Consider the following 19,401-nt stretch of genomic DNA (forward strand, 5'->3'; position numbering starts at 1 on the left):
GTCAGGCCGGCTTGACGGCGTAGCGCGTCGGATCGGCGATCCCCGCCTCGTCGAAGCCGCGCGAACGCAGGCGGCAGCTGTCGCACTCGCCGCAATGCTCACCGGCGGGCGTCGGATCGTAGCACGACCAGCTGAGGCCCAGATCGAGCCCGAGGCGCGTGCCTTCGCGGACGATATCCGCCTTGGTCATCATCTGGAGCGGCGCCTGGATACGGAACGGTTCGCCTTCGACGCCGGCCTTTGTCGCGAGTTCGGCGAGCCCTTCGAACGCAGCGATGAACTCGGGACGGCAATCGGGATAGCCGGAATAATCGAGCGCGTTGACGCCGATATAGATGTCGCGCGCGCCGGCCGCCTCGGCCCAGCCGAGCGCGAGGCTGAGGAAGATCGTGTTGCGTGCAGGGACGTAGGTGACGGGAATGCCACCGCCGTCTTCGGTACCAGCGCCGTCCTTCGGCACGTCGATGTCGGCGGTCAGCGCGGATCCGCCGAACGCGGACAGGTCCATCGGCAGGACGATGTGGCGCTCGGCACCGAGTGCGCTGGCGACGCGGCGTGCGGCGTCGAGTTCGATCCGGTGACGCTGGTTATAGTCGAACGATAGCGCGAGCACGCGCTGGCCGGCTTCGCGCGCGAGCGCGGCGGATACCATCGAGTCGAGCCCGCCCGAGACGAGGGCGACCGCAAAGGGAGCAGGGGATGTCATGATGCGTGTTCGCTAGGCCAGCGAGCGCAAAAAAGAAAGGGGCCGCCCGGCGGAGCGGCCCCGAGTTTGGCGCGGACGCGCGCCACAAGGGAGAAACGTGCTGAATAAGAGCACGTGACCGGAAATAGGGGCGAGGCGTAAAAACGCCGTTAACGCCGCACTTCCCCTCTCCCCTGGGGGGAGAGGGAGGGAGGCGCCGTAGGCGACGGAAGGGTGGGGGGTAGTTGGGACTAGTGTCCTGAGCCTCACGCCCCTCACCCTCCCACGACTACGTCGCGGGCCCCTCCCTCTCCCCTGTAGGGAGAGGGCTTAGTCCTCCACCGCCACCGGGAACTTGGTCGCGCAGAACGCGCAGTCGACGATGATAAAGCCGGTTTCGTCCGCCATCGAGCGCCGTTCTTCGATAGGAAATTTCGAAATCACGCCCCGGATATAATCCGGATCGCAGCGGCAGCCGCGCATGATCGGGATGTCGGCGAGGATGCGGACGTCTTCCTCCTCGTTGAACAGGCGCCAGACGAGCGTTTCCAGCGGCAACGTCGCATCGGTGAGTTCATCGACGCCCATCGTGTTGCCGAGCGTGGCGACATGCTCCCATTCCGGATGATCGAGCTTGGTATGCAGGCGCTCGCGCCCGTCCTCGCCCTCCGGGAGGTGCTGGAGGAACAGCCCGCCCGAGATACAGCGGCCGTCGGGGCCTTTCGCCATCCCGGTGCGGATCATCGTCGGAATCTGCTCGGACTGCGTGAAATAGCTCTGCGCGGCCTGCGACAGTGTGTCGCCATCGAGCGGCACGATGCCCTGATAGCGCTCGTTGCTGGTCGCCATGTCGAACGTGATCGCGAGATAGCCGGCGCCGAACAGCGCGAACAGCGATGGTTCGGCAGGCGCTTCGGCGAGCTTGTCGGCATCATATTCGATGTAGCCGCGCACTTCGCCGCCGCGGTAGTCGCAGACGAGCAACTGGACGACGCCGTTGTCGGTGCGCGTCTGCATCGTCAACTGGCCGCTCGAATCCTTGAGCGTCGAACCGATCAGCGCGGCGAGCGTCAGCGCTTCGGAGAGCAGCTTCTCGATCGCGGGCGGATAGGCATGCGCGGCGAGCACTTCATCGAGCGCGGTGCCGAGCCGGACGATCCGACCGCGCGCACTGCGCGCGGGGATCGCGAAGGCCAGCGCGCGGTCGAGATCGGTCACATTGGGGTCGAATTTTGGCGTATCGTTCATCGTCCGCCAGATGGTGACCCTGCCCGTTCAGGTCAACCGATCTGCCCGAAGCACCAGCGCAGGACAGACTTCTGCGCGTGGAGGCGATTTTCGGCCTCCTGCCAGATCAGCGACTGCGGGCCATCGATCACGTCGGGCGTGACTTCCTCGCCGCGATGCGCGGGGAGGCAGTGGAGGAACTTCGCGTCGGGCTTGGCAAGCGCCATCAAGGCGGTGTCGACCTGGTACGGGGTCAGCGCCTTCAGCTTCGCTTCGGCATGCGCCTGCCCCATCGAGATCCAGGTGTCGGTGACGACGATATCCGCGCCTTCGACAGCCTCCCGCGGGTCGGCGACGACGCGTGCCCGGCCGGAGGCGCGGACGATCGCCTCCTCTTCGGGTTGGAACCCCTGCGGGCAGGCCGCGACGACGTCGAACTGCATCAGCCCGGCGGCCTCGACGATCGAGGCGAGCACGTTGTTGCCGTCGCCGAGCCATGCGACCTTGAGGCCGGGCAGCGTCTTGCCGCTCTCGATGATCGTCAGCAGGTCGGCCATGATCTGGCACGGATGCGACGCGTCGGTCAGGCCATTGATGACCGGGACGGAGGCGTAATGCGCCATCTCCTCGATCTTGGCATGATCGTCGGTACGGATCATGATCGCGTCGACATAGCCCGACAGGATGCGCGCGGTGTCGGCGATCGACTCGCCGCGGCCGAGCTGCATCGAGCCGCCGTCGGACACGATCGAAGTGCCGCCGAGCTGGCGGATCGCCATGTCGAACGAGAAGCGCGTGCGGGTGGAGCTCTTCTCGAAGACCATCGCGAGCGTGTGGCCGGCGAGCGGCGTGTCGGCATCGACGCGGCCCTTGGGGAAGCCGGCGCGCGCCGCCTTGCGGTCGAGTGCGTCGGCGAGCATCGCGGCGATGCCGTCGGCTCCGGCGTCGGTGAGATTCAGGAAATGGCGCATAATTCCTCCCCGGCACGGGGAGGGGGACCGCGCTCGCAGAGCGGGGTGGAGGGAGTTTCAGGCCGGATCACCCCCCGGGTGATCCTAGAACATGCGGGGCATATTCTACCTGAAACTCTCCACGGGCACTGCGTTGCGGGGAAGCCCCCCTCCACCATGCTTCGCATGGTCCCCCTCCCCGTATCGGGGAGGATTTAAATCAATCGTCGGCGGCGGGCACGTAGACGCGCGCGGCGGTCGACAGCTTGTCGATGCACTCGGCGATGTGGCTCTCGTCGATCACCAGCGGCGGCAGGATGCGAACGACGTTCTCGCCCGCCGACACCAGCAGCAGATTATGGTTGTCGCGCGCGAACGCGACGAACGCGCGGCTGTCGCTCTTGAGCTTCAGCCCAAGCATCAGCCCGGTGCCGCGGACGCTGTCGAACAAATGATCGTGGTTGGGGATCATCTGCTCGAGCCCCTGCCGCAACCGGTCGCCCATCGCGGTGACGTTGTCGAGGAACCCGTCCTCGAGCATCACGTCGAGGATCGCCTCGCCCGCCGCCATCGCCAGCGGATTGCCGCCATAAGTCGAGCCGTGCGTGCCGGCGACCATGCCCTTGGCCGCTTCCTCGGTCGCGAGGCAGGCGCCCAGCGGGAAGCCGCCGCCGATACCCTTGGCGACCGCCATGATGTCCGGCGTGATGCCGTACAGCTCGTGCGCGAAGAACTTGCCGGTGCGCCCATAGCCGCACTGGACCTCGTCGAGCACCAGCAGCAGGCCGTGCTCGTCGCAGGCTTTGCGCAAACCGGTGAGGAACTCGTGGCTCGCCTGGCGGATACCGCCCTCGCCCTGGATCGGCTCGACCAGGAAGCCCGCGGTGTTGTCGTCGATCAGCGCCAGCGCACCTTCGAGATCGTTGAACTTCGCATAGGCGAACCCCGGCAGCAGCGGCTCGAACCCGTCGCGCATCTTCGCCTGATTGGTCGCCGAGATCGCGCCGAGCGTGCGCCCGTGAAACGCGGTGTCGAACGTGATCAGCGTGTGACGCTGCGGATTGCCGTTGGCGAAGTGATAGCGCCGCGCAGTCTTGATCGCGCACTCGACCGCTTCCGCGCCCGAATTGGTGAAGAACACCGTGTCGGCGAAACTGTTGTCGACAAGGCGCTGCGCGAGGTGCTCGCCCTGCGGCGACCCGTACAGGTTCGACACGTGCATCAGCGTGGCGGCCTGATTGGCGATCGCCTTGGTCAGATGCGGGTGGCCATGGCCGAGCGCGTTGACCGCGATGCCGCTAGCGAAATCGAGATACTGCTGGCCGTCCTCGCCGAAGAGGTACGCGCCCTCGCCTCGGACCGGACGCACGCCACACCGCGGGTAGACGGGCATGAGCGGGGTGATGGTCACGACGGCAAGCTCCTTCAAACAGAGAAGGCGACCCTTAGCGGCCGCCCGAACCGCCTGATACGAGCGCGCGACGCCGGGAGCAACACCGCTTGCATCACCCACCAAAGCTGACCGAGATTATATCGCCGTCACCCTGTCGCATCACCCTAAACAAGCGCATGCATCGGAAGACGCGGCGCCAGGATCCTGTGTGCTTTGATTCGATTCGAATGACCTCGTCGAAGTACAGGGGAGATAATCATGATCAAACTTACAATCGGCGTAGCATTGATATCGACCGCGATATCGCCGGTAGTCGCGCAAGACGTCCTGTCGGGTACTTGGAAGGGTGATATCAGTGCCAGTCAATTGTCCACCAAACCTTCCAGCACGTTGATAGACAAGGGACTATACACCTGCGCCACCTGCAAGCCGGTGGTGAAGGTCGCCGCCGACGGTGGCTGGCATGCGGTGGCTGGACAGCCCTACTACGACGAGATGTCGGTCACCGTCGTCGATCCGGCGGTCGTGAAATACGCGACGAAGAAGGGCGGCAAGATCGTCAGCGAAGCGACCGAGACGGTGTCTGCCGACGGAAAATCGATTGCGACGGCCTTCAGCGAGACGGTGGGCACGACCGGCGTTCCGATCACCGGCACGTCGGTCAGCGATCGCGTTGCCCCCGCCCCTGCCGGCGCGCATGCCACGTCGGGCTCTTGGCGCCAGACCAAGGATGCGCAGGTGTCCGACAGCGGGCTGACGTTCACGTTCGCGCAGGTCGGCAAGGTCGTGACCTACTCGACGCCGATCGGCATCTCGTTCGCCGCGACGATCGGCGGTCCGGCAGTGCCGGTGACGGGCGATCCAGGCTGGACGACCGTGTCCCTGACGCAGCCCAGTGCCCGCACGTTGCACGAGACCGATATGTTCGAAGGCAAGGTGACCGGCAAATTCCTCATGACGGTCTCGCCCGACGGCAAGACGATGACGATCGACGTCAACGATATCAAACGTGGGAAAACGTCGACGCTGGTCGCCTACAAGCAGTAGGTGATCGTTTGAGAGCCATGACGGTGCCCAGCTAGTGTACTCCCGCGAAGGCAGGAGCCCAGGCTGGGCACGAGCCTTCGCGGGTGAACACAGTGGCGGTGGCAAGCTTGGCGAACTCGGGCCGCCTCCGTGTCGTTTTCGGACGGGCGCGACATCGCCACCCGTTCCCTACACGCTCTACCGTTACGTCACGCGTCGATCGCTTCCTCGTCCATCCGACCCGCGTTCTCCTGGATGAACGCGAACCTGTGCGCGGGGTTGTTGCCCATCAGGCGGTCGACCAGGTCTTTCACCTGCGCGCGCTCCTCATATTCCTGCGGGAGCGTGATGCGGAGCATGCCGCGGGTGGCGGGGTCCATCGTGGTTTCGCGGAGCTGGCTCGGGTTCATCTCGCCGAGGCCCTTGAAGCGGCCGACATCGACCTTCTTGCCCTTGAAGACGGTGCGTTCGAGTTCGGCGCGATGCGCGTCGTCTCTCGCATAGACGCTCTTGGTGCCGACAGTCAGGCGGTAGAGCGGCGGTTGCGCGAGGTAGAGGTGCCCGCGGCGGACGAGTTCGGGCATCTCCTGGAAGAAGAACGTCATCAGCAGCGTCGCGATGTGCGCGCCGTCGACGTCTGCGTCGGTCATGATGACGATGCGTTCGTAGCGGAGCGTGTCCGGCGTACAGTCCTTCCGGGTGCCGCAGCCGAGCGCGAGCGTCAGGTCGGCGATTTCCCGGTTGGCGAAGATCTTGGCGCTGGTGGCCGACGCCACGTTGAGGATCTTCCCACGGATCGGGAGGATCGCCTGCGTCTTCCGATCACGCGCCTGCTTCGCCGAGCCGCCAGCCGAGTCGCCCTCGACGATGAAGAGTTCGGTGCCTTCGGGCGAGTTGGCCGAGCAGTCGGTGAGCTTGCCGGGGAGGCGGAGCTTCCGCGCGGACGTCGCTGTCTTGCGCTTGACGTCGCGTTCCTGCTTGCGGCGCAGGCGTTCGTCCATCCGCTCCAGCACATAGTTCAGCAGCGCCTTGCCGCGCTCCATGTTGTGGCTGAGGAAATGGTCGAAGTGATCGCGTACCGCCTTCTCGACGAGGCCGGCGGCTTCGGGGCTGGTGAGGCGATCCTTGGTCTGGCTTTGGAATTGCGGTTCGCGGATGAAGACCGACAGCATCAGTTCGCTGCCGACCATGACGTCGTCGGCGCTGATATCCTTCGTTTTCTTGTTGCCGACGAGATCGCCGAACGCGCGCAAGCCCCGGACCAGCGCCTGGCGGAGGCCCTGTTCGTGCGTGCCGCCATCGGGGGTCGGGATGGTGTTGCAATACCAGCTGTACGAGCCGTCGCTCCACAGCGGCCATGCGACCGCCCATTCGACGCGACCCTGCGTTTCGCCGTTCGCGCTCGGGAAATCCTGCGAGCCCGAAAAGAAGTCCGAGGTCGCGCATTCGCGGCCGGCGATCTGGTCGCGCAGGTGATCGGCGAGTCCGCCGGGGAACTGGAACACGGCCTGGGCGGGGGTATCGTCGCCGATCAGATCCGGTGCGCAGTGCCAGCGGATCTCGACGCCGGCGAACAGATACGCCTTCGAGCGGACCAGCTTGTAGAGACGCTGCGGCTTGAAGTTCAGTTCGGTGCCGAAGATCTCGGTGTCGGGCGTGAACGCGACGCTGGTGCCGCGACGGTTGGGCGTGGCCCCGAGATGCTCGATCGGGCCGAGCGTCAGGCCTTTGGCGAAGCGCTGGCGGTACAGCTGCCGATCGCGCGCAACCTCGACGACGGTGTCGGACGATAGCGCGTTGACGACGCTGATGCCGACGCCGTGCAGACCGCCCGATGTCGCATAGGCCTTTCCCGCAAACTTGCCGCCCGAGTGGAGCGTCGAGAGGATCACCTCGAGCGCGGACTTGTCGGGAAACTTCGGATGCGGATCGACCGGGATGCCGCGGCCGTTGTCGACGATCGTCAGGCGGTTGTTCGCTTCGAGCGTGACTTCGATGCGCGTCGCGTGACCGGCGACCGCCTCGTCCATCGCGTTGTCGAGCACTTCGGCGGCGAGGTGATGCAGCGCGCGCTCGTCGGTACCGCCGACGTACATGCCGGGGCGGCGACGTACGGGTTCGAGGCCTTCGAGCACCTCGATCGAGGACGCGTCATAGGTGTTGGCGGCGGTTTTGCCGGCGCCGGGCGTCGAGGGGGACGCGAACAGATCTTCAGCCATGGCGGGAACGTAGCCGCAGGCGTCGGACAAAGCCACAGGCTCCGTTTGTTCTCCCTGTGATGCAAAAGTCACATTGATATAGATTGTTGCTTTGGGGGGATAACTTTCGCGGAACCGGCCGTTTATGAAAAACCTGTCATGAAGTTTCCGGGAGTGAATATGACTAAGACGATGATGGTGGCGCTTGCCGGCGCCGCTACGCTGGGTTTTGCCGCAATGCCTGTCGCGGCACAGGAGATCACCGAAGACGCACCGTTCAGCGGCATCTATTTCGGTGCGGCCGGTGGCTATGACGTGCAGCCGAACGACGAAGGTTCGTCGATCCTGTTTGATCGCAACCTCGACGGCCGCTTCGGCGATGCCGTCACGACCGCGGCTGGCGCCAACGCGTTCTCGCCCGGCTTCTGCAACGGCGCCGCGCGGAGCAGCACGGCTCCTGCCGTCGGTGGCCGTGGCTGCCGCAACGACAAGGACAACACCGCCTATTATGCGCGCGTCGGCATCGACCAGCAGCGTGGTAACATCGTCGTCGGCGTCGTCGGCGAGTTCGGCAAGTCGAACATCCGCGACAGCGTCACCGCCTTCTCGACCACCCCCGCCTTCTACACGATGACGCGCGACCTCGACTGGGAGGCCTCGATCCGCGGCCGCGCCGGCTATGCGGTCAACACGACGCTGTTCTACGGCACGTTCGGTGCGGGCTATGCGCGCATCAACCGCGATTTCTATTCGAGCAACACCGCCAACGCCTATGCCCAGAGCGGCAAGAAGAACCAGTTCGGCATCACCGGCGGCGGTGGCATCGAGCAGAAGCTCGGCAAGAACATCTCGGTCGGCATGGAATACATGTTCCACCAGTATCAGGACGACGACGCCCGCGTTCTCGTGACGCGCGGCACGCAGCCTGCGAACAACCCGTTCGTGCTCGCGCCGAACACGGCTGGTACCGCGTTCAAGCGTTCGGATGACAACTTCCGCTGGCACAGCCTGCGCGGCACGGTGGCGTTCCGGTTCTGAGGCGAAGGGCGGCCTGCACCAAGCTGGTGCAGGACTCGCCCAAGCCCGGCCGGCGCGGCTAGCCGCGGCCGACGACGTGGGCTTTGCCCATGGCTAGCGTAATATGAAAAAGGCCGCTTCCCAAAACGGGGGGGCGGCCTTTTTTGGTTCCATGCAAAGTTTGTTTTCCCGCGAAGGCGGGGATCCAGTCTGGGCTCCCGCCTTCGCGGGAGAACAAGGTGGGGATGCTCGCCCTCAACCTCGTCCACCACCCCGGCGAAGGCCGGGGCCCAATTGGGCAACGTAGTCAACTGAGCGAAACCCGTCATCACCATGACCTTCCCAATTGGGCCCCGGCCTTCGCCGGGGTGGTGTAACAGTCAGAAAAAAAGGCCGCTTCCTCACCCGAGGAAACGGCCTTTTCTACATCACGCTAGCCATGGGCAAAGCCCATGTCGTCGGCCGCGGCTAGCCGCGCCGGCCGCGCTTGGGCGAGTCCTGCGCCAGGTTGGCGCAGGCCGCCCTGCGCCTCACCTGGGCCGCGGTCCGCCGAACGGCAGTGGCGGGGTCGGACGCCGATCGCGACGGGGCAACTGCGCCTGGTAGGCATGCCCGCAATGATCGACGCAATACGGGAAGCCCGGGTTCACCGCCTTGCCGCAGAAATGGAAGTCCGGCTCGCCAGGATGGCCGAGCGGCCATTTGCAGATGCGGTCGTTCAGTTCGAGCAGGCTCGTCTTGTTGGCCATCTCAGCCGACGGCTTGGCGGGAACCAGACGACGCGGCGGGGCTGGCGTGCTCGGAGGCTGCTGCTCACCGGGTGCCTGGCGGAGGAAGCCGCCTGGGCCGACCGAGCGCAGAATTGGCTGCGGCGCGCGGACGGGCGCGGCCACAGCCGGAGCCTCGTCCTCGTCTTCGTCCTCTTCGTCCTCAGGCTCTTCAGCGACCGGCTCCGGCTCGACCGGTGCAGCAGGCTTGGCCGCTGCCACGACGGGCTCTGCGACCGGGGCGGGCTTGGGGGCCTCGACCTCGACCGCCTCCGGTGCCACGACCGGCTCGGGGGCAGCCGCCGCGGCCGACGCCGACGCTTCTGCCGCAGCAGCCGCCTTCGCCTCGGGATCGTTCGGCTTCACCGGCGACGGGCGCGCCTGTAGCTCGAGGCGATGCGCCTTGCCGATGACGGCGTTGCGGCTGACGCCACCCAGTGCTTCGGCGATCTGGCTGGCGGTCTGGCCGGCCTCCCACATCGTCTTGAGCGTCGCGATGCGCTCGTCGGTCCAGGACATGTTCGTTCCTTAGTCTTGCTCAGCCGGGTTGCGGGCGGCAGCGGCAGCGATTACCCGCAACGCCTATGAGCAGCCAGCCCCCAATCGGTGAAATCCATTCGGCGGTGCATTCCGCCCCCGGCGTTCCCGTCATAAAGAGCGTGAACTGGGAGGGATTGCGAACCCTCTATATCAAGGAGGTGCGCCGGTTCTTCAAGGTGCAGCTTCAGACGGTGTGGGCGCCGGCGATCACGACGCTGCTGTTTCTGATCGTGTTCACCATCGCGACGGGCGCGAAAAGCCCGGTTCCGGTCGATGGCCAGATCGTCGCGTTCGCCGATTTCATCGCGCCGGGGCTGATCATTGCGCAGGGGATGATGGGGCCGGCGTTCGCCAATGCGAGCTTCTCGCTGCTGGTCGGCAAGATGCAGGGCACGATCGTCGATTACCTCCAGCCGCCCTTGTCGACGGGTGAACTGCTGGGCGCGCTGGTCGGTGGAGCGGTGACGCGCGCGGTGATCGTCGGGATCGTCGTGTGGGCGGCGATGGCGCTGTATCCGGGCGTGCACGTGACCCCGCATGCGCCGCTTGCGATCATCTGGTTCGGGTTGCTGGGTGCGACGTTCCTCGCGCTGCTGGGCGTGCTGACGTCGATCTGGGCGGACAAGTTCGATCATGCCGCCGCGGTCACCAACTTCGTGATCGCGCCGTTGTCGCTGTTGTCGGGCACGTTCTATTCGGTCGACAAGCTGGCGCCGGCGTTCCGCGCGTTCAGCCATGCGAACCCGTTCTTCTACATCATCTCGGGGTTCCGATACGGGTTCCTGGGGATCGCCGACTCGCCGGTGATGATCGGCGGGATCGTGATTCTGGTGATCGATCTGGTGCTGGCGACGCTGTGCTACCGGTTGCTGAAGAGCGGTTGGAAGCTGAAGAACTGATGCGGGGCCTCGCGCTTTGGCTGGTGGCGTTGGCGGTGGCCTTGCTGCCGGTCGGGGCGGTGGCGCAGGGCGCGGTGGCGGACCCGGCTTTGCGGGCTAGGGCGGATGCGCTGGTCGCGATCCTCGACGGTCGCGGCGCCTACGACACGTATTTCGCGGCGAGTTTCCGCGAGAAGGTGCCGAAAGCGCAGTTTTCGGCGATCACCGCGAAGCTGAAGACGACGCTGGGCGTGCCCCAGAAGATTGAGTCGTTGACGGCGACGTCGGCATGGTCCGCGGATCTGGTCGTTGGCTATGCGCGGGGTACGGCGAGTGTTCGGCTGGTGATCGACCCCGCGGCGCCGCATGCTGCGACCGGGTTGCTGATCACCGGCACGGGGGCGCGCGACGATAGCCTGGCGAAGGTCGAGGCGGAGTTTCGTGCGCTGCCGGGGGCTAGCGGGTTCGGGCTGTATGCGCTCGGCGAGGGTAAGCCCGAGCCGATCCTGGAATACCGCGCGGACGTGGCGGCGCCGCTCGGATCGGCGTTCAAGCTCTGGGTGTTGGCGGAACTGGCCCGGCAGGTGGCGAGCGGCGAGCGGCGTTGGGAGGACGTCGTGAACGTCGGGGCGCCGTCCTTGCCGTCGGGCGTGTTGCAGACCTGGCCCGCCGGGTCGCCGGTGACGGTACAGACGCTCGCGACGATGATGATCTCGATCAGCGACAATACCGCGACGGATACGCTGCTGACGACGCTCGGGCGCGCGAAGGTCGATGCGATCGCGGCGGCGGCTGGCGGGAGCGTGCCGGTGATGACGACGCGGGAGATGTTTGCGCTGAAGGGGGATGCGGCGCTGACCAAGACTTGGGCAGCGGGGTCTGTGGACGAGCGACGGGCGCTGCTGGTCGACAATGCGGTGAAGATTTTGACTGCCAAGCTGGATCCTACCGTGTTCGCCGGGAAGCCTGTGGCGATCGACAGCGTCGAGTGGTTTGCGAGTCCGGCGGCGATGGCAGGCGTGCTCGATCGGTTGCGCAGGGCGGATGCTACGACTCGGGCAGTGCTGGCGGTGAATGCAGGGATCGATCCGGCGATTGCCAAGCGGTTTGGGTATGTCGGGTTCAAGGGTGGCGGCGAGCCTGGGGTGCTGGCCTTGAACTATGTGGTGCAGGCGAAGGACGGGCGCTGGTATGCGGCGACTGGGAACTGGCACCGGGCTGATGATGGCGTGAACGAGGTTCGGTTTGCGGGGTTGATGGGGCGGGCGCTGGCTTTGCTCGCGGCGCGGTAGGTTAGCTGCCGTTTCAGACAGACAGAGAGAGAGAGAGAGAGAGAGAGAGAGAGAGAGAGCGCGCTCGACTTTTTTGCCACCACCCCGGCGAAGGCCGGGGCCCAGTTGGTGAACGTTGCTAATTGAGGGCGGCGCGCCGTTACGACCACCTTTCCAACTGGGCCCCGGCCTCCGCCGGGGTGGTGTAATCTGGGGAAGGGCGGCGGCTAAGCCCGCCCAGCCGCCTGCCAGCTATCCGCGCAGAGCCCGTAGATCAGGCTGTCGCGTAACCCCAGATGCGTTTCCCACTCGTCGCGCAACAGGCGTTCGCGACGAAAGCCCAGGCGTTCCAACAGGACGATCGAGGCGGCGTTCTCGGTATCGGCATCCGCGAAAACCCGACTCCGGCCTTCTGCGAACAGGCGATCGATCACCGCCGACACAGCCTCCCGCGCGATCCCCCGCCCCCAAGCTTCTCGTGCCAGGATAAAGCCGATCTCCGTAACCCCTGCCCCATCGGCCTCGCTCCCCGAGACCCAGCCGATCGCGCGGTCGTCGCCGGTGCGGGTGATCGCCCAGGTACGCTGGTTGCCCGGCGCGGCTTCCTCGGCGAGATAGGTGCGCACGTCGTCGACCGAGCCCAAGGGGCCGTCGGCGGAATAGGCCATCAGCTCCGCATCGGCGAGCATCGGGTGCAGCGCGGTCGCGTCGCCCTCGACGAGCGGCCGCAGGCGCAGCCGACGCGTCTTCAGCACCGGTGATACGCCGGCGCGCCGTGGTCTGCGTCCGGGTTGCCTCACGCGGTCAGGGCATCCACGAGCGCGCGGACTTTCTTCTGACGCCACTGCGGGAGCGGGGCGACCAGCCAATACCCCCCCTGCGACGGCTGCGACTCGCCGATCAGCCGGACGCGGGCCTGCGCAAGGTCGCGGCGGGCGAGCAGTTCCGGCACCGTTGCGCGGCCAAGCCCCGCCGCCGCCGCGTCAATCGCGAGCCCGGCATCGGTGACGCGGACCAGCGCGACGCCGTCTTCTCCGGACCAGGCAATTGCCGACTCGGTGTCCGTACCGGGCTTGGCGATCGTCACCATGCCTTCGGATTCGAGCGCCTCGCCCTCATGCTCGCCGGGACCATCGCCCCAGCGGATCGCGAGGTCGAGATTGGCTTCGGTGAAGTCGACATTCTCGTCGGCCGTGATCAGCACGAAGCGCAGTTCGGGATCGGCCTCGGCAATCTGCGCAAGCCGTGGCATCAGCCACTTCTCGGTAAGGTCGCGCGGTGCCGCGATCGTCAGCGATTTCGACGACTGCCCGGCTTGCATCGCGCGGACAGCTTCCTCGAACTGGAGGAACCCGCCGCGGAGCGCGCCTAGCCCCGCTTCCGCTTCGGGAGTGAGTTCGAGCCCGCGCGTGGTGCGGCGGAACAGCACGACGCCGAGCGTATCCTCCAGCGCGCGGATCTGCTGCCCGACCGCCGCCGGCGTTACCGCCAACTCGTCCGCGGCACGCGTGAACGACAGATGCCGCGCCGCCGCGTCCAGCACGCGCAAGCCGTTGAGCGGGAGATGCGTGCGCTTCAATTGAGCACCGCGGGGGCGAACAGCGAAAAGCGGGGAATCTCGACCGCGAACACGGCGCCGTCTTCGCGGACCATCTGGTAGCTCCCCTGCATCGCACCCGACGGGGTCGCGAGCGGGCATCCGGAGACGTAGTCGAAGCTGGCGCCCGGTTCGATCACCGGCTGTTCACCGACCACGCCTTCGCCCTCGACCGAGTGGCGCGCGCCGCGACCGTCGGTGATCACCCAGTGGCGGGTGAGCAACTGGACGGTCTCAGTGCCCTCGTTCTCGAGACGGATGTGATACGCCCAGAACCAGCGGCCCCGCTCGGGCTCGGACTGTTCGGGCAAATAGCTGACCGAGACGCGCACCGTCACCCCATCGGTCGTCGCCGCGTTGGGGAACAGCGCCTTCACAGGCCCGCCTGGCGCAGCGCCTGGTCGAGGTCGTCAATCACGTCCTGCACGTCCTCGAGCCCGACGTTGATCCGCAACAGCCCCTCGGTCACGCCCATCTCGATCTGCTTGTCGGGCGATACGCTCGCGTGCGTGGTCGAGGCGGGATGCGTCATCAGCGAGCGTGAGTCGCCGATATTGTTCGAGATGTCGACCAGCTCCAGCGCGTCGAGCAACGCATGCGCCTGCTCGCGTCCCTCGACCTCGAACGCGAAGATCGGTCCGCAGGCGTCCATCTGGCGCTTTGCCAGTTCGTGCTGCGGATGGCTCGGCAGGAAGGGATGCAGCACGCGGGGTACACGGCCTTCGAGAAATTCGCCGACCTTCATCGCGTTTTCGGACTGGCGGTGGATGCGCAGGTCGAGCGTTTCGAGGCCCTTGAGCACCACCCACGCATTGAACGGCGACAGCGTCGGGCCGGTGTTGCGCGTGAACGGCAACAGCGTGTTGGTGATGAAATCCTCGGTGCCACAGACTGCACCGGCGAGCACGCGGCCCTGCCCGTCCATCATCTTGGTTGCGCTGTAGGCCGTGACGTCAGCGCCGAACTCCATCGGCCGTTGCAAGGCTGCCGTCGCGAAGGCGTTGTCGACCACCGTCGTGATGCCGCGTTCGCGCGCGATGTCGCAGATCGCCTTCAGGTCGGCGATGTCCATCGTCGGGTTGGCGGGCGTCTCGAAGAAGAATACCTTCGTCTCGAGACGGACCGCGTCGAGGAACGCCTGCGGATCGCGCGCATCGACGATCGTCGTGGCGATGCCGAATTTCGGGAGCAACGTGTCGGTGAGCCAGCGGCACGACCCGAACGCCGCGCGGCCGCCGACGAGGTGATCGCCGGTCTGGAGCTGGCACAGGAGCGACGCGGTCATCGCCGCCATGCCCGTCGCCATCGTCCGGCACGCCTCGGCGCCCTCCAGCAGCGCGATCCGCTCCTCGAGCATCTGCACGGTCGGGTTCTGCAGGCGGGAGTATGTCATCCCCTCCTGCTCGCCGGCAAAGCGCGCCGCGGCGTCGCCTGCCTTGTCGTAGCAATAGCCCGATGTGAGGAACAACGCCTCCGACGTCTCGCCATACTCGCTGCGGGCGGTGCCGCCGCGGATGGCGCGCGTCGCGGGACGCCAATTCTGAGTGATCGAACGATCCTGGCCGGTCTTGCGCTTCATGCGCGCCGCTTTGCCGGGGGGGAGCCGCGATGACAACCCCGGGGACAAGCGTTGCGGGCGTGAAGAGGCTGGGCCGAGCGTCTCGATCCTCCCCCGCAAGGGGGAGGTGGCGCCGAAGGCGACGGAGGGGGAGGACCACGCAACCAAGGTTACCCTTTCCTCCCCCTCCGTCTGGCGAAAGGCCAGCCACCTCCCCCTGGCGGGGGAGGATCGAGGGTTCGATTAATACCGCCCCCAGGTGAATTTCGACGACAGCGCGTAGTTCCAGACCGCGCCGACCAGCACGCCGATCAGCGCCGAGGCCGCCCAGGCACCGTCCCGCATCTCGTACAGGAACGCTGCGATGCCGACATTGGCGACCGCGCCGACCGAGCAGATCACCGCGAACGACACCCAGCCGTCGACCAATTGCCGCCACCCCTTCAACCGCCGATCACGATACGTCAGCGCGTTGTTGAGGAAGAAGTTGAACGTCAGCGCGGCCAATGTCGCGACGATCTCGCCGACCAGGAAGTGCGTGCCGAACCCGACGAACAACGCGGTCAGCACGGCCATGTGGATGCCGACGCCGAGCACGCCGATCGCCGAGAACATCGCGAACCGCACCGGCACGACCCGCCCGAACATCCGGTCGTAGATCGCGATCAGATATTCCATCGCGACGACGTGATCGAGCTTGCTCTCGCCCTCGGTCCGGCAGCGGAAGGTGTACGGCACCTCGACGAAGCGCAGCGGCGTCGGCGACGCGGTGAGCAGGTCGAGCAGGATCTTGAAGCCGATCGCCGACAGCGACGGCGAGAGGTGGCGGACGATGTCGGTGCGGATCATGAAGAAACCGCTCATCGGATCGTTGAGATCGCATTTCAGCACGCGGCGCGACAGCTTTGTGGCAAGCGCCGACTTGGCGACGCGGTCGCTGTCCCACTCGCCGGTGCCGCCGCCGCTGACGAAACGCGAACCGATTACCACGTCGGTCTCGCCGTCCTTCAATAGATCAAGCATCGCCGGCAACAATGTCTCGTCATGCTGGAGATCGCCGTCGATCACCGCGACGATCGGGGCAGCGGTGGCGCACATGCCCTCGATGCATGCCGACGACAGCCCGCGCCGGCCGATCCGCTGGATCACGCGGACGCGCTTGTCGAGCCGGGCGATCTCACGCGCGGCGTCGGCGGTGCCGTCGGGACTGTCGTCGTCGACGAAGATCGCTTCCCAGTTCAGCCCGACCAGTGCCTGGTCGAGCTTGGCGATCAACGTCGCGACATTGGCCTTCTCATTGAACGTCGGGATGACGACCGCGAGTTGCAGCAGGTCACCGATCACTGGGCGGTCAAACGAGGTTAGCCCGCACTGCATCGCCCATGTCGCGGGTCGACAGCGTGCCGCCGAGATCGGGCGTGCGCGCGCCGCCGAGAATCGCGGCAGCGACGGCCGCTTCGATCCGATCCGCCGCTTCTGGGAGGTCGAGTGAATGGCGCAGCATCATCGCGGCGGACAGGATCGCCGCGCAGGGGTTGGCCTTGCCCTGCCCTGCGATGTCGGGCGCGCTGCCGTGGATCGGCTCGTACATGCCCTTGTTCGAGCCGTTGAGCGCGGCGGACGGCAGCATGCCGATCGAGCCGGCGCACATCGACGCTTCGTCCGAGAGGATGTCGCCGAAAAGGTTGCCGGTGACGATCACGTCGAACTGGCCGGGGTTCCGAACCATCTGCATCGCCGCGTTGTCGACGTACATGTGGCTGAGCGCGACGTCGGGATAGTCGGCCGAGATCTCGATGACGACGTCGCGCCAGAGCTGAGAGGTCTCCAGGACGTTGGCCTTGTCGACCGAGAGCAGCTTGCCCTTCCGGGTACGCGCGGTCTCGAAGCCGACGCGAGCGATGCGCGCGATCTCGGTCTCGTCGTAGCGCATCTCGTCATGGCCTTCGCGCAGGCCGTCGGCGGTCGTGCGGATGCCCTTCGCGCCGAAATACACGTCGCCGGTCAGTTCGCGGACGATGACCATGTCGATCGACCGGGCGATCTCGGGGCGGAGCGCGGAGGCGTCCTCCAGGCCGGCGAACAGCTTGGCGGGACGCAGGTTCGCGAACAGGCCGAGGTCCTTGCGCAGGCCGAGAATGGCTTGTTCGGGGCGGAACTGGCGTTCGAGCGCATCGCAGTCGGGATCGCCGACTGCACCGAACAGGATCGCATCGGCACGGCGGGCGAGCTCGAGCGTCTCGGGTGGCAGCGGATGACCGACCGCCTTGTACGCGGCACCGCCGACCAGGCCTTCCTCATAGGTCAGGTCGAGGCCGAGCGTATCGAGCACGCGACGGGCCTCCGCCGTGACTTCGGGTCCGATGCCGTCGCCGGCCAGTATCGCGATCAAGGGCATGTGCGTTTCTCCTGCGCGGCCCCTTGCCGGGCGGTGCGCGCTCACGCAACCGCCCTTTTGAGGCGATCGACCAGCCGGTCGCGCGCCGCCAACGGATCGGCGCGACGGTCGACGAGGATGTCGCGGGCGAGGAAGTGACCGGTCAACCGCAGGCCGTCGAAGATGTCCGGCCATGCCGCTTCACCGCCTGCCAGCAGGAAATCGGGTAATCGCAGGAGCTTGCCTTCATACCCGAACGCCGCCCCGCGCGAGACGGCTGCGCCACTCTTGGGCGACACGAAGCCGAGATCGTCCTCCGCTCCGGTCGCGACGCAGCGGTCGAGATCGAGTCCGAACCCCAGTTCCGCCAGCACCAGCAATTCGTACCGGACCAGCGCCGCCGCCCAGCCGCGGGCGGATGGAGCGCTCTCGATCGCACCCAGCACGCCGTCGAGCGCGTCGTGGATCTGCGGATAGGGCTGTGCTTCGGGAAGAGCGGCGGCGGCCAGCGCAGTCGCCCATTCGAGCGCACCGGCGGCGAGCGGCTCGCCGTGAAGCGTCGCGCGGCTGTGGATCAGCTCGGCGGTCAGCGAGGCCAGTTGCTCGCCGGTCCGCGCACGCCACTCGCCTTGGATGACGTTCGCCTGCAGCAGCACCGGCCGCATCGCGCGCGACCGCCCGCCGCGAACGTAGCCGGGCTGGACGCCGTCGTTCCGGGTCAGCGCGCGCACGATCGCGCCATGCTCGCCATGCTGGCGAACGGCGACGACGATGGCGGAGGCGCGGAGGTGCATGGGTTACCTTGTACCGCTCTGGCTCGAAGGAGAGGAGAGATTTAGCCGCAGATCGTCTCGGCCATGGCAAGCGTTCGCAAGCCGAACCGAACCCTCTGTGCCACGACCAAGGCGTATCAGGTGCGCCGCGACCGGGGGCGTTCCGAAATCCAGTTCGACCACAGCTGTTCGGCCTGTCGCCAGCGCGTGCGCACCGGATCGGGGCCTAGCGGCACGTCGACGCGATCGAGTTCGAGCACGGGGCGATCGGTGAAGTGCGTGGTCGGCAGCACGTCGCGCATCTCCGCAAGCATCGTGCATAATGCCTGGAAGCGGCGGACATGGACCGCATTGGCGCGCGTGCCGCGGCGGTTGGCGAGTTCGAAGCCGTGGCTGACGATCGTCACCGCGGCATGGTGCGACACCGCCGCATGTTCGAGCGCGTCGTAGCTTTCGCCTGCGGACAAGGCGCAGAGCTGGAAGGTGCGGATCCGGCCGCGCAGGTCCTCGATCACGGTTACCGGGACTTCCGTGATGCCGGTGTCGCCGGCACGGCGGACTGGGGCGATCTGCCGTGCGGGGAGCGAAATGCGGCTGGTGTGCGGCGCCTCCGACCCGTTGTGGCTGCTGTCATAGGCGAAGCCCAGGCCTTCGAGCGCGGTGAGCGTGTCGTCGTTCGCGGCGTAGCTCCCTGCGCGAAACGCGATCGGGTGCGGCGCGCCGGCCTCGACCAGCAATTCCGTAGCGCGAACGAGCAGGTCGGTCTGTTCGGCAAGGCTGTACATGTAAAGTTGGAACCGCTCGTGCGCGACGCCGCGATCGCCCGCTCGCGCGCTGGTCCAGTTGGGGTGGAGGTGGAGCTGGACCTCTTGCCCGGCCTCAAGGATCGTATCGATCATCCGACGGATCGGAGCCGGTCCGAACGTGATCGCGGGCATCGGATCGACGAAGAAACACGCCTTCAGATTGTGCCGGGCCAACTCGGCCAGTTGATAGCCCAGCCCTACCCCGGCCGGCTCCAGCGACCGGGCATAGATCGCGTCGCAATCCAGACCGGCGGCATGGTGGCGCCACGCGAACTCGGTGTCGATGGTCAGGAAGACAGGCGTAGTCACGGATTAGTATGTAACAATCAGTAGTGAAA

General features: G+C 66.4%; 18 protein-coding genes. 4 read left to right on the forward strand and 14 right to left on the reverse strand.

All coding sequences use genetic code 11. The annotated features are described in order from the left end of the window. Position 1 precedes the first annotated feature (1 nt). The 4 genes from queC to J4O76_RS09990 all read right to left on the reverse strand — a co-directional run bounded on the left by queC (position 2) and on the right by J4O76_RS09990 (position 4,273). Positions 2-706 carry a 7-cyano-7-deazaguanine synthase QueC gene (gene queC / locus J4O76_RS09975; protein ID WP_107954448.1) on the reverse strand — a complete coding sequence of 235 codons (705 nt, stop codon included), beginning with the start codon at positions 704-706 and terminating at the stop codon, positions 2-4. Between the two features lie 309 nt (positions 707-1,015). Next, a complete protein-coding gene (locus J4O76_RS09980) occupies positions 1,016-1,933 on the reverse strand; it encodes an Hsp33 family molecular chaperone HslO (RefSeq protein ID WP_426281595.1) in 918 nt (305 codons plus the stop codon). Between the two features lie 32 nt (positions 1,934-1,965). After that, positions 1,966-2,883: an ornithine carbamoyltransferase gene (gene argF / locus J4O76_RS09985; RefSeq protein ID WP_426281597.1), complete on the reverse strand. Its 918-nt coding sequence runs from the start codon at positions 2,881-2,883 to the stop codon at positions 1,966-1,968. A 199-nt stretch (positions 2,884-3,082) separates the two neighbouring features. Next, the gene (locus J4O76_RS09990; protein ID WP_426281599.1) at positions 3,083-4,273 is read right to left on the reverse strand and encodes an aspartate aminotransferase family protein; all 1,191 of its coding nucleotides are present in this window, start codon (positions 4,271-4,273) and stop codon (positions 3,083-3,085) included. Between the two features lie 240 nt (positions 4,274-4,513). Here J4O76_RS09990 and J4O76_RS09995 point away from each other — a divergent pair, with 240 nt between their 5' ends. Further along, positions 4,514-5,302, forward strand: a complete 789-nt coding sequence (locus J4O76_RS09995) for a hypothetical protein (RefSeq protein WP_426281601.1) — start codon at positions 4,514-4,516, stop codon at positions 5,300-5,302. Positions 5,303-5,490: 188 nt separating this feature from the next. Here the strand turns inward: J4O76_RS09995 and parE are convergent, their stop codons facing one another. Then, positions 5,491-7,500 (reverse strand): DNA topoisomerase IV subunit B, encoded by a 2,010-nt coding sequence (parE, locus tag J4O76_RS10000; protein WP_426281603.1) that lies wholly within the window; start codon positions 7,498-7,500, stop codon positions 5,491-5,493. A 159-nt stretch (positions 7,501-7,659) separates the two neighbouring features. Here parE and J4O76_RS10005 point away from each other — a divergent pair, with 159 nt between their 5' ends. Further along, positions 7,660-8,517, forward strand: a complete 858-nt coding sequence (locus J4O76_RS10005) for an outer membrane protein (RefSeq protein ID WP_253071021.1) — start codon at positions 7,660-7,662, stop codon at positions 8,515-8,517. A gap of 509 nt (positions 8,518-9,026) precedes the next feature. Here J4O76_RS10005 and J4O76_RS10010 read toward each other — a convergent pair. After that, positions 9,027-9,782, reverse strand: coding sequence for a GcrA family cell cycle regulator (locus J4O76_RS10010; RefSeq protein ID WP_426281606.1), 756 nt, complete (start codon positions 9,780-9,782; stop codon positions 9,027-9,029). A gap of 65 nt (positions 9,783-9,847) precedes the next feature. Between J4O76_RS10010 and J4O76_RS10015 the strand changes: the two genes are divergently transcribed. Further along, a complete protein-coding gene (locus tag J4O76_RS10015; protein ID WP_120301080.1) occupies positions 9,848-10,702 on the forward strand; it encodes an ABC transporter permease in 855 nt (284 codons plus the stop codon). Then, entirely contained in the window at positions 10,702-11,973 is a 1,272-nt protein-coding gene (locus J4O76_RS10020; RefSeq protein WP_426281608.1) for a serine hydrolase, read from the forward strand. Before J4O76_RS10015 ends, J4O76_RS10020 begins: the two co-directional genes overlap by 1 nt. 206 nt (positions 11,974-12,179) lie before the next feature. Here the strand turns inward: J4O76_RS10020 and J4O76_RS10025 are convergent, their stop codons facing one another. The 8 genes from J4O76_RS10025 to J4O76_RS10060 form a co-directional block, all read right to left on the reverse strand. After that, positions 12,180-12,707, reverse strand: coding sequence for a GNAT family N-acetyltransferase (locus tag J4O76_RS10025; RefSeq protein WP_426281610.1), 528 nt, complete (start codon positions 12,705-12,707; stop codon positions 12,180-12,182). A 41-nt stretch (positions 12,708-12,748) separates the two neighbouring features. Then, positions 12,749-13,531 carry a LysR family transcriptional regulator gene (locus J4O76_RS10030; protein ID WP_426281611.1) on the reverse strand — a complete coding sequence of 261 codons (783 nt, stop codon included), beginning with the start codon at positions 13,529-13,531 and terminating at the stop codon, positions 12,749-12,751. Then, a complete protein-coding gene (gene apaG, locus J4O76_RS10035) occupies positions 13,528-13,926 on the reverse strand; it encodes a Co2+/Mg2+ efflux protein ApaG (protein WP_056488567.1) in 399 nt (132 codons plus the stop codon). Before apaG ends, J4O76_RS10030 begins: the two co-directional genes overlap by 4 nt. Then, the gene (locus J4O76_RS10040; protein ID WP_426281614.1) at positions 13,923-15,128 is read right to left on the reverse strand and encodes a trans-sulfuration enzyme family protein; all 1,206 of its coding nucleotides are present in this window, start codon (positions 15,126-15,128) and stop codon (positions 13,923-13,925) included. Before J4O76_RS10040 ends, apaG begins: the two co-directional genes overlap by 4 nt. A 222-nt stretch (positions 15,129-15,350) precedes the next feature. After that, positions 15,351-16,448 carry a glycosyltransferase family 2 protein gene (locus J4O76_RS10045; protein WP_333961923.1) on the reverse strand — a complete coding sequence of 366 codons (1,098 nt, stop codon included), beginning with the start codon at positions 16,446-16,448 and terminating at the stop codon, positions 15,351-15,353. Between the two features lie 10 nt (positions 16,449-16,458). Further along, positions 16,459-17,505 carry a 3-isopropylmalate dehydrogenase gene (leuB, locus tag J4O76_RS10050; protein ID WP_426281615.1) on the reverse strand — a complete coding sequence of 349 codons (1,047 nt, stop codon included), beginning with the start codon at positions 17,503-17,505 and terminating at the stop codon, positions 16,459-16,461. 41 nt (positions 17,506-17,546) lie between these two features. Next, positions 17,547-18,278 (reverse strand): DNA repair protein RecO, encoded by a 732-nt coding sequence (recO, locus tag J4O76_RS10055; protein WP_136190996.1) that lies wholly within the window; start codon positions 18,276-18,278, stop codon positions 17,547-17,549. 116 nt (positions 18,279-18,394) lie between these two features. Continuing rightward, positions 18,395-19,372, reverse strand: a complete 978-nt coding sequence (locus tag J4O76_RS10060) for a polysaccharide deacetylase (protein WP_426281617.1) — start codon at positions 19,370-19,372, stop codon at positions 18,395-18,397. Positions 19,373-19,401: the final 29 nt, after the last annotated feature.

The organism is Sphingomonas sp. NFX23, assembly GCF_049887795.1.
In the GTDB taxonomy this organism is placed as follows: Bacteria; Pseudomonadota; Alphaproteobacteria; order Sphingomonadales; family Sphingomonadaceae; genus Sphingomonas.

What these genes read in the sequence shown, in the direction of transcription:
- J4O76_RS09995 (WP_426281601.1), top strand. Translation starts at nt 4,514, where the DNA reads ATGATCAAACTTACAATCGGCGTAGCATTGATATCGACCGCGATATCG.
- J4O76_RS10015 (WP_120301080.1), top strand. Translation starts at nt 9,848, where the DNA reads ATGAGCAGCCAGCCCCCAATCGGTGAAATCCATTCGGCGGTGCATTCC.
- J4O76_RS10005 (WP_253071021.1), top strand. Translation starts at nt 7,660, where the DNA reads ATGACTAAGACGATGATGGTGGCGCTTGCCGGCGCCGCTACGCTGGGT.
- J4O76_RS10010 (WP_426281606.1), bottom strand. Translation starts at nt 9,782, where the DNA reads ATGTCCTGGACCGACGAGCGCATCGCGACGCTCAAGACGATGTGGGAG.
- J4O76_RS10040 (WP_426281614.1), bottom strand. Translation starts at nt 15,128, where the DNA reads ATGAAGCGCAAGACCGGCCAGGATCGTTCGATCACTCAGAATTGGCGT.
- J4O76_RS09980 (WP_426281595.1), bottom strand. Translation starts at nt 1,933, where the DNA reads ATGAACGATACGCCAAAATTCGACCCCAATGTGACCGATCTCGACCGC.
- argF (WP_426281597.1), bottom strand. Translation starts at nt 2,883, where the DNA reads ATGCGCCATTTCCTGAATCTCACCGACGCCGGAGCCGACGGCATCGCC.
- parE (WP_426281603.1), bottom strand. Translation starts at nt 7,500, where the DNA reads ATGGCTGAAGATCTGTTCGCGTCCCCCTCGACGCCCGGCGCCGGCAAA.
- J4O76_RS10020 (WP_426281608.1), top strand. Translation starts at nt 10,702, where the DNA reads ATGCGGGGCCTCGCGCTTTGGCTGGTGGCGTTGGCGGTGGCCTTGCTG.
- leuB (WP_426281615.1), bottom strand. Translation starts at nt 17,505, where the DNA reads ATGCCCTTGATCGCGATACTGGCCGGCGACGGCATCGGACCCGAAGTC.
- queC (WP_107954448.1), bottom strand. Translation starts at nt 706, where the DNA reads ATGACATCCCCTGCTCCCTTTGCGGTCGCCCTCGTCTCGGGCGGGCTC.
- recO (WP_136190996.1), bottom strand. Translation starts at nt 18,278, where the DNA reads ATGCACCTCCGCGCCTCCGCCATCGTCGTCGCCGTTCGCCAGCATGGC.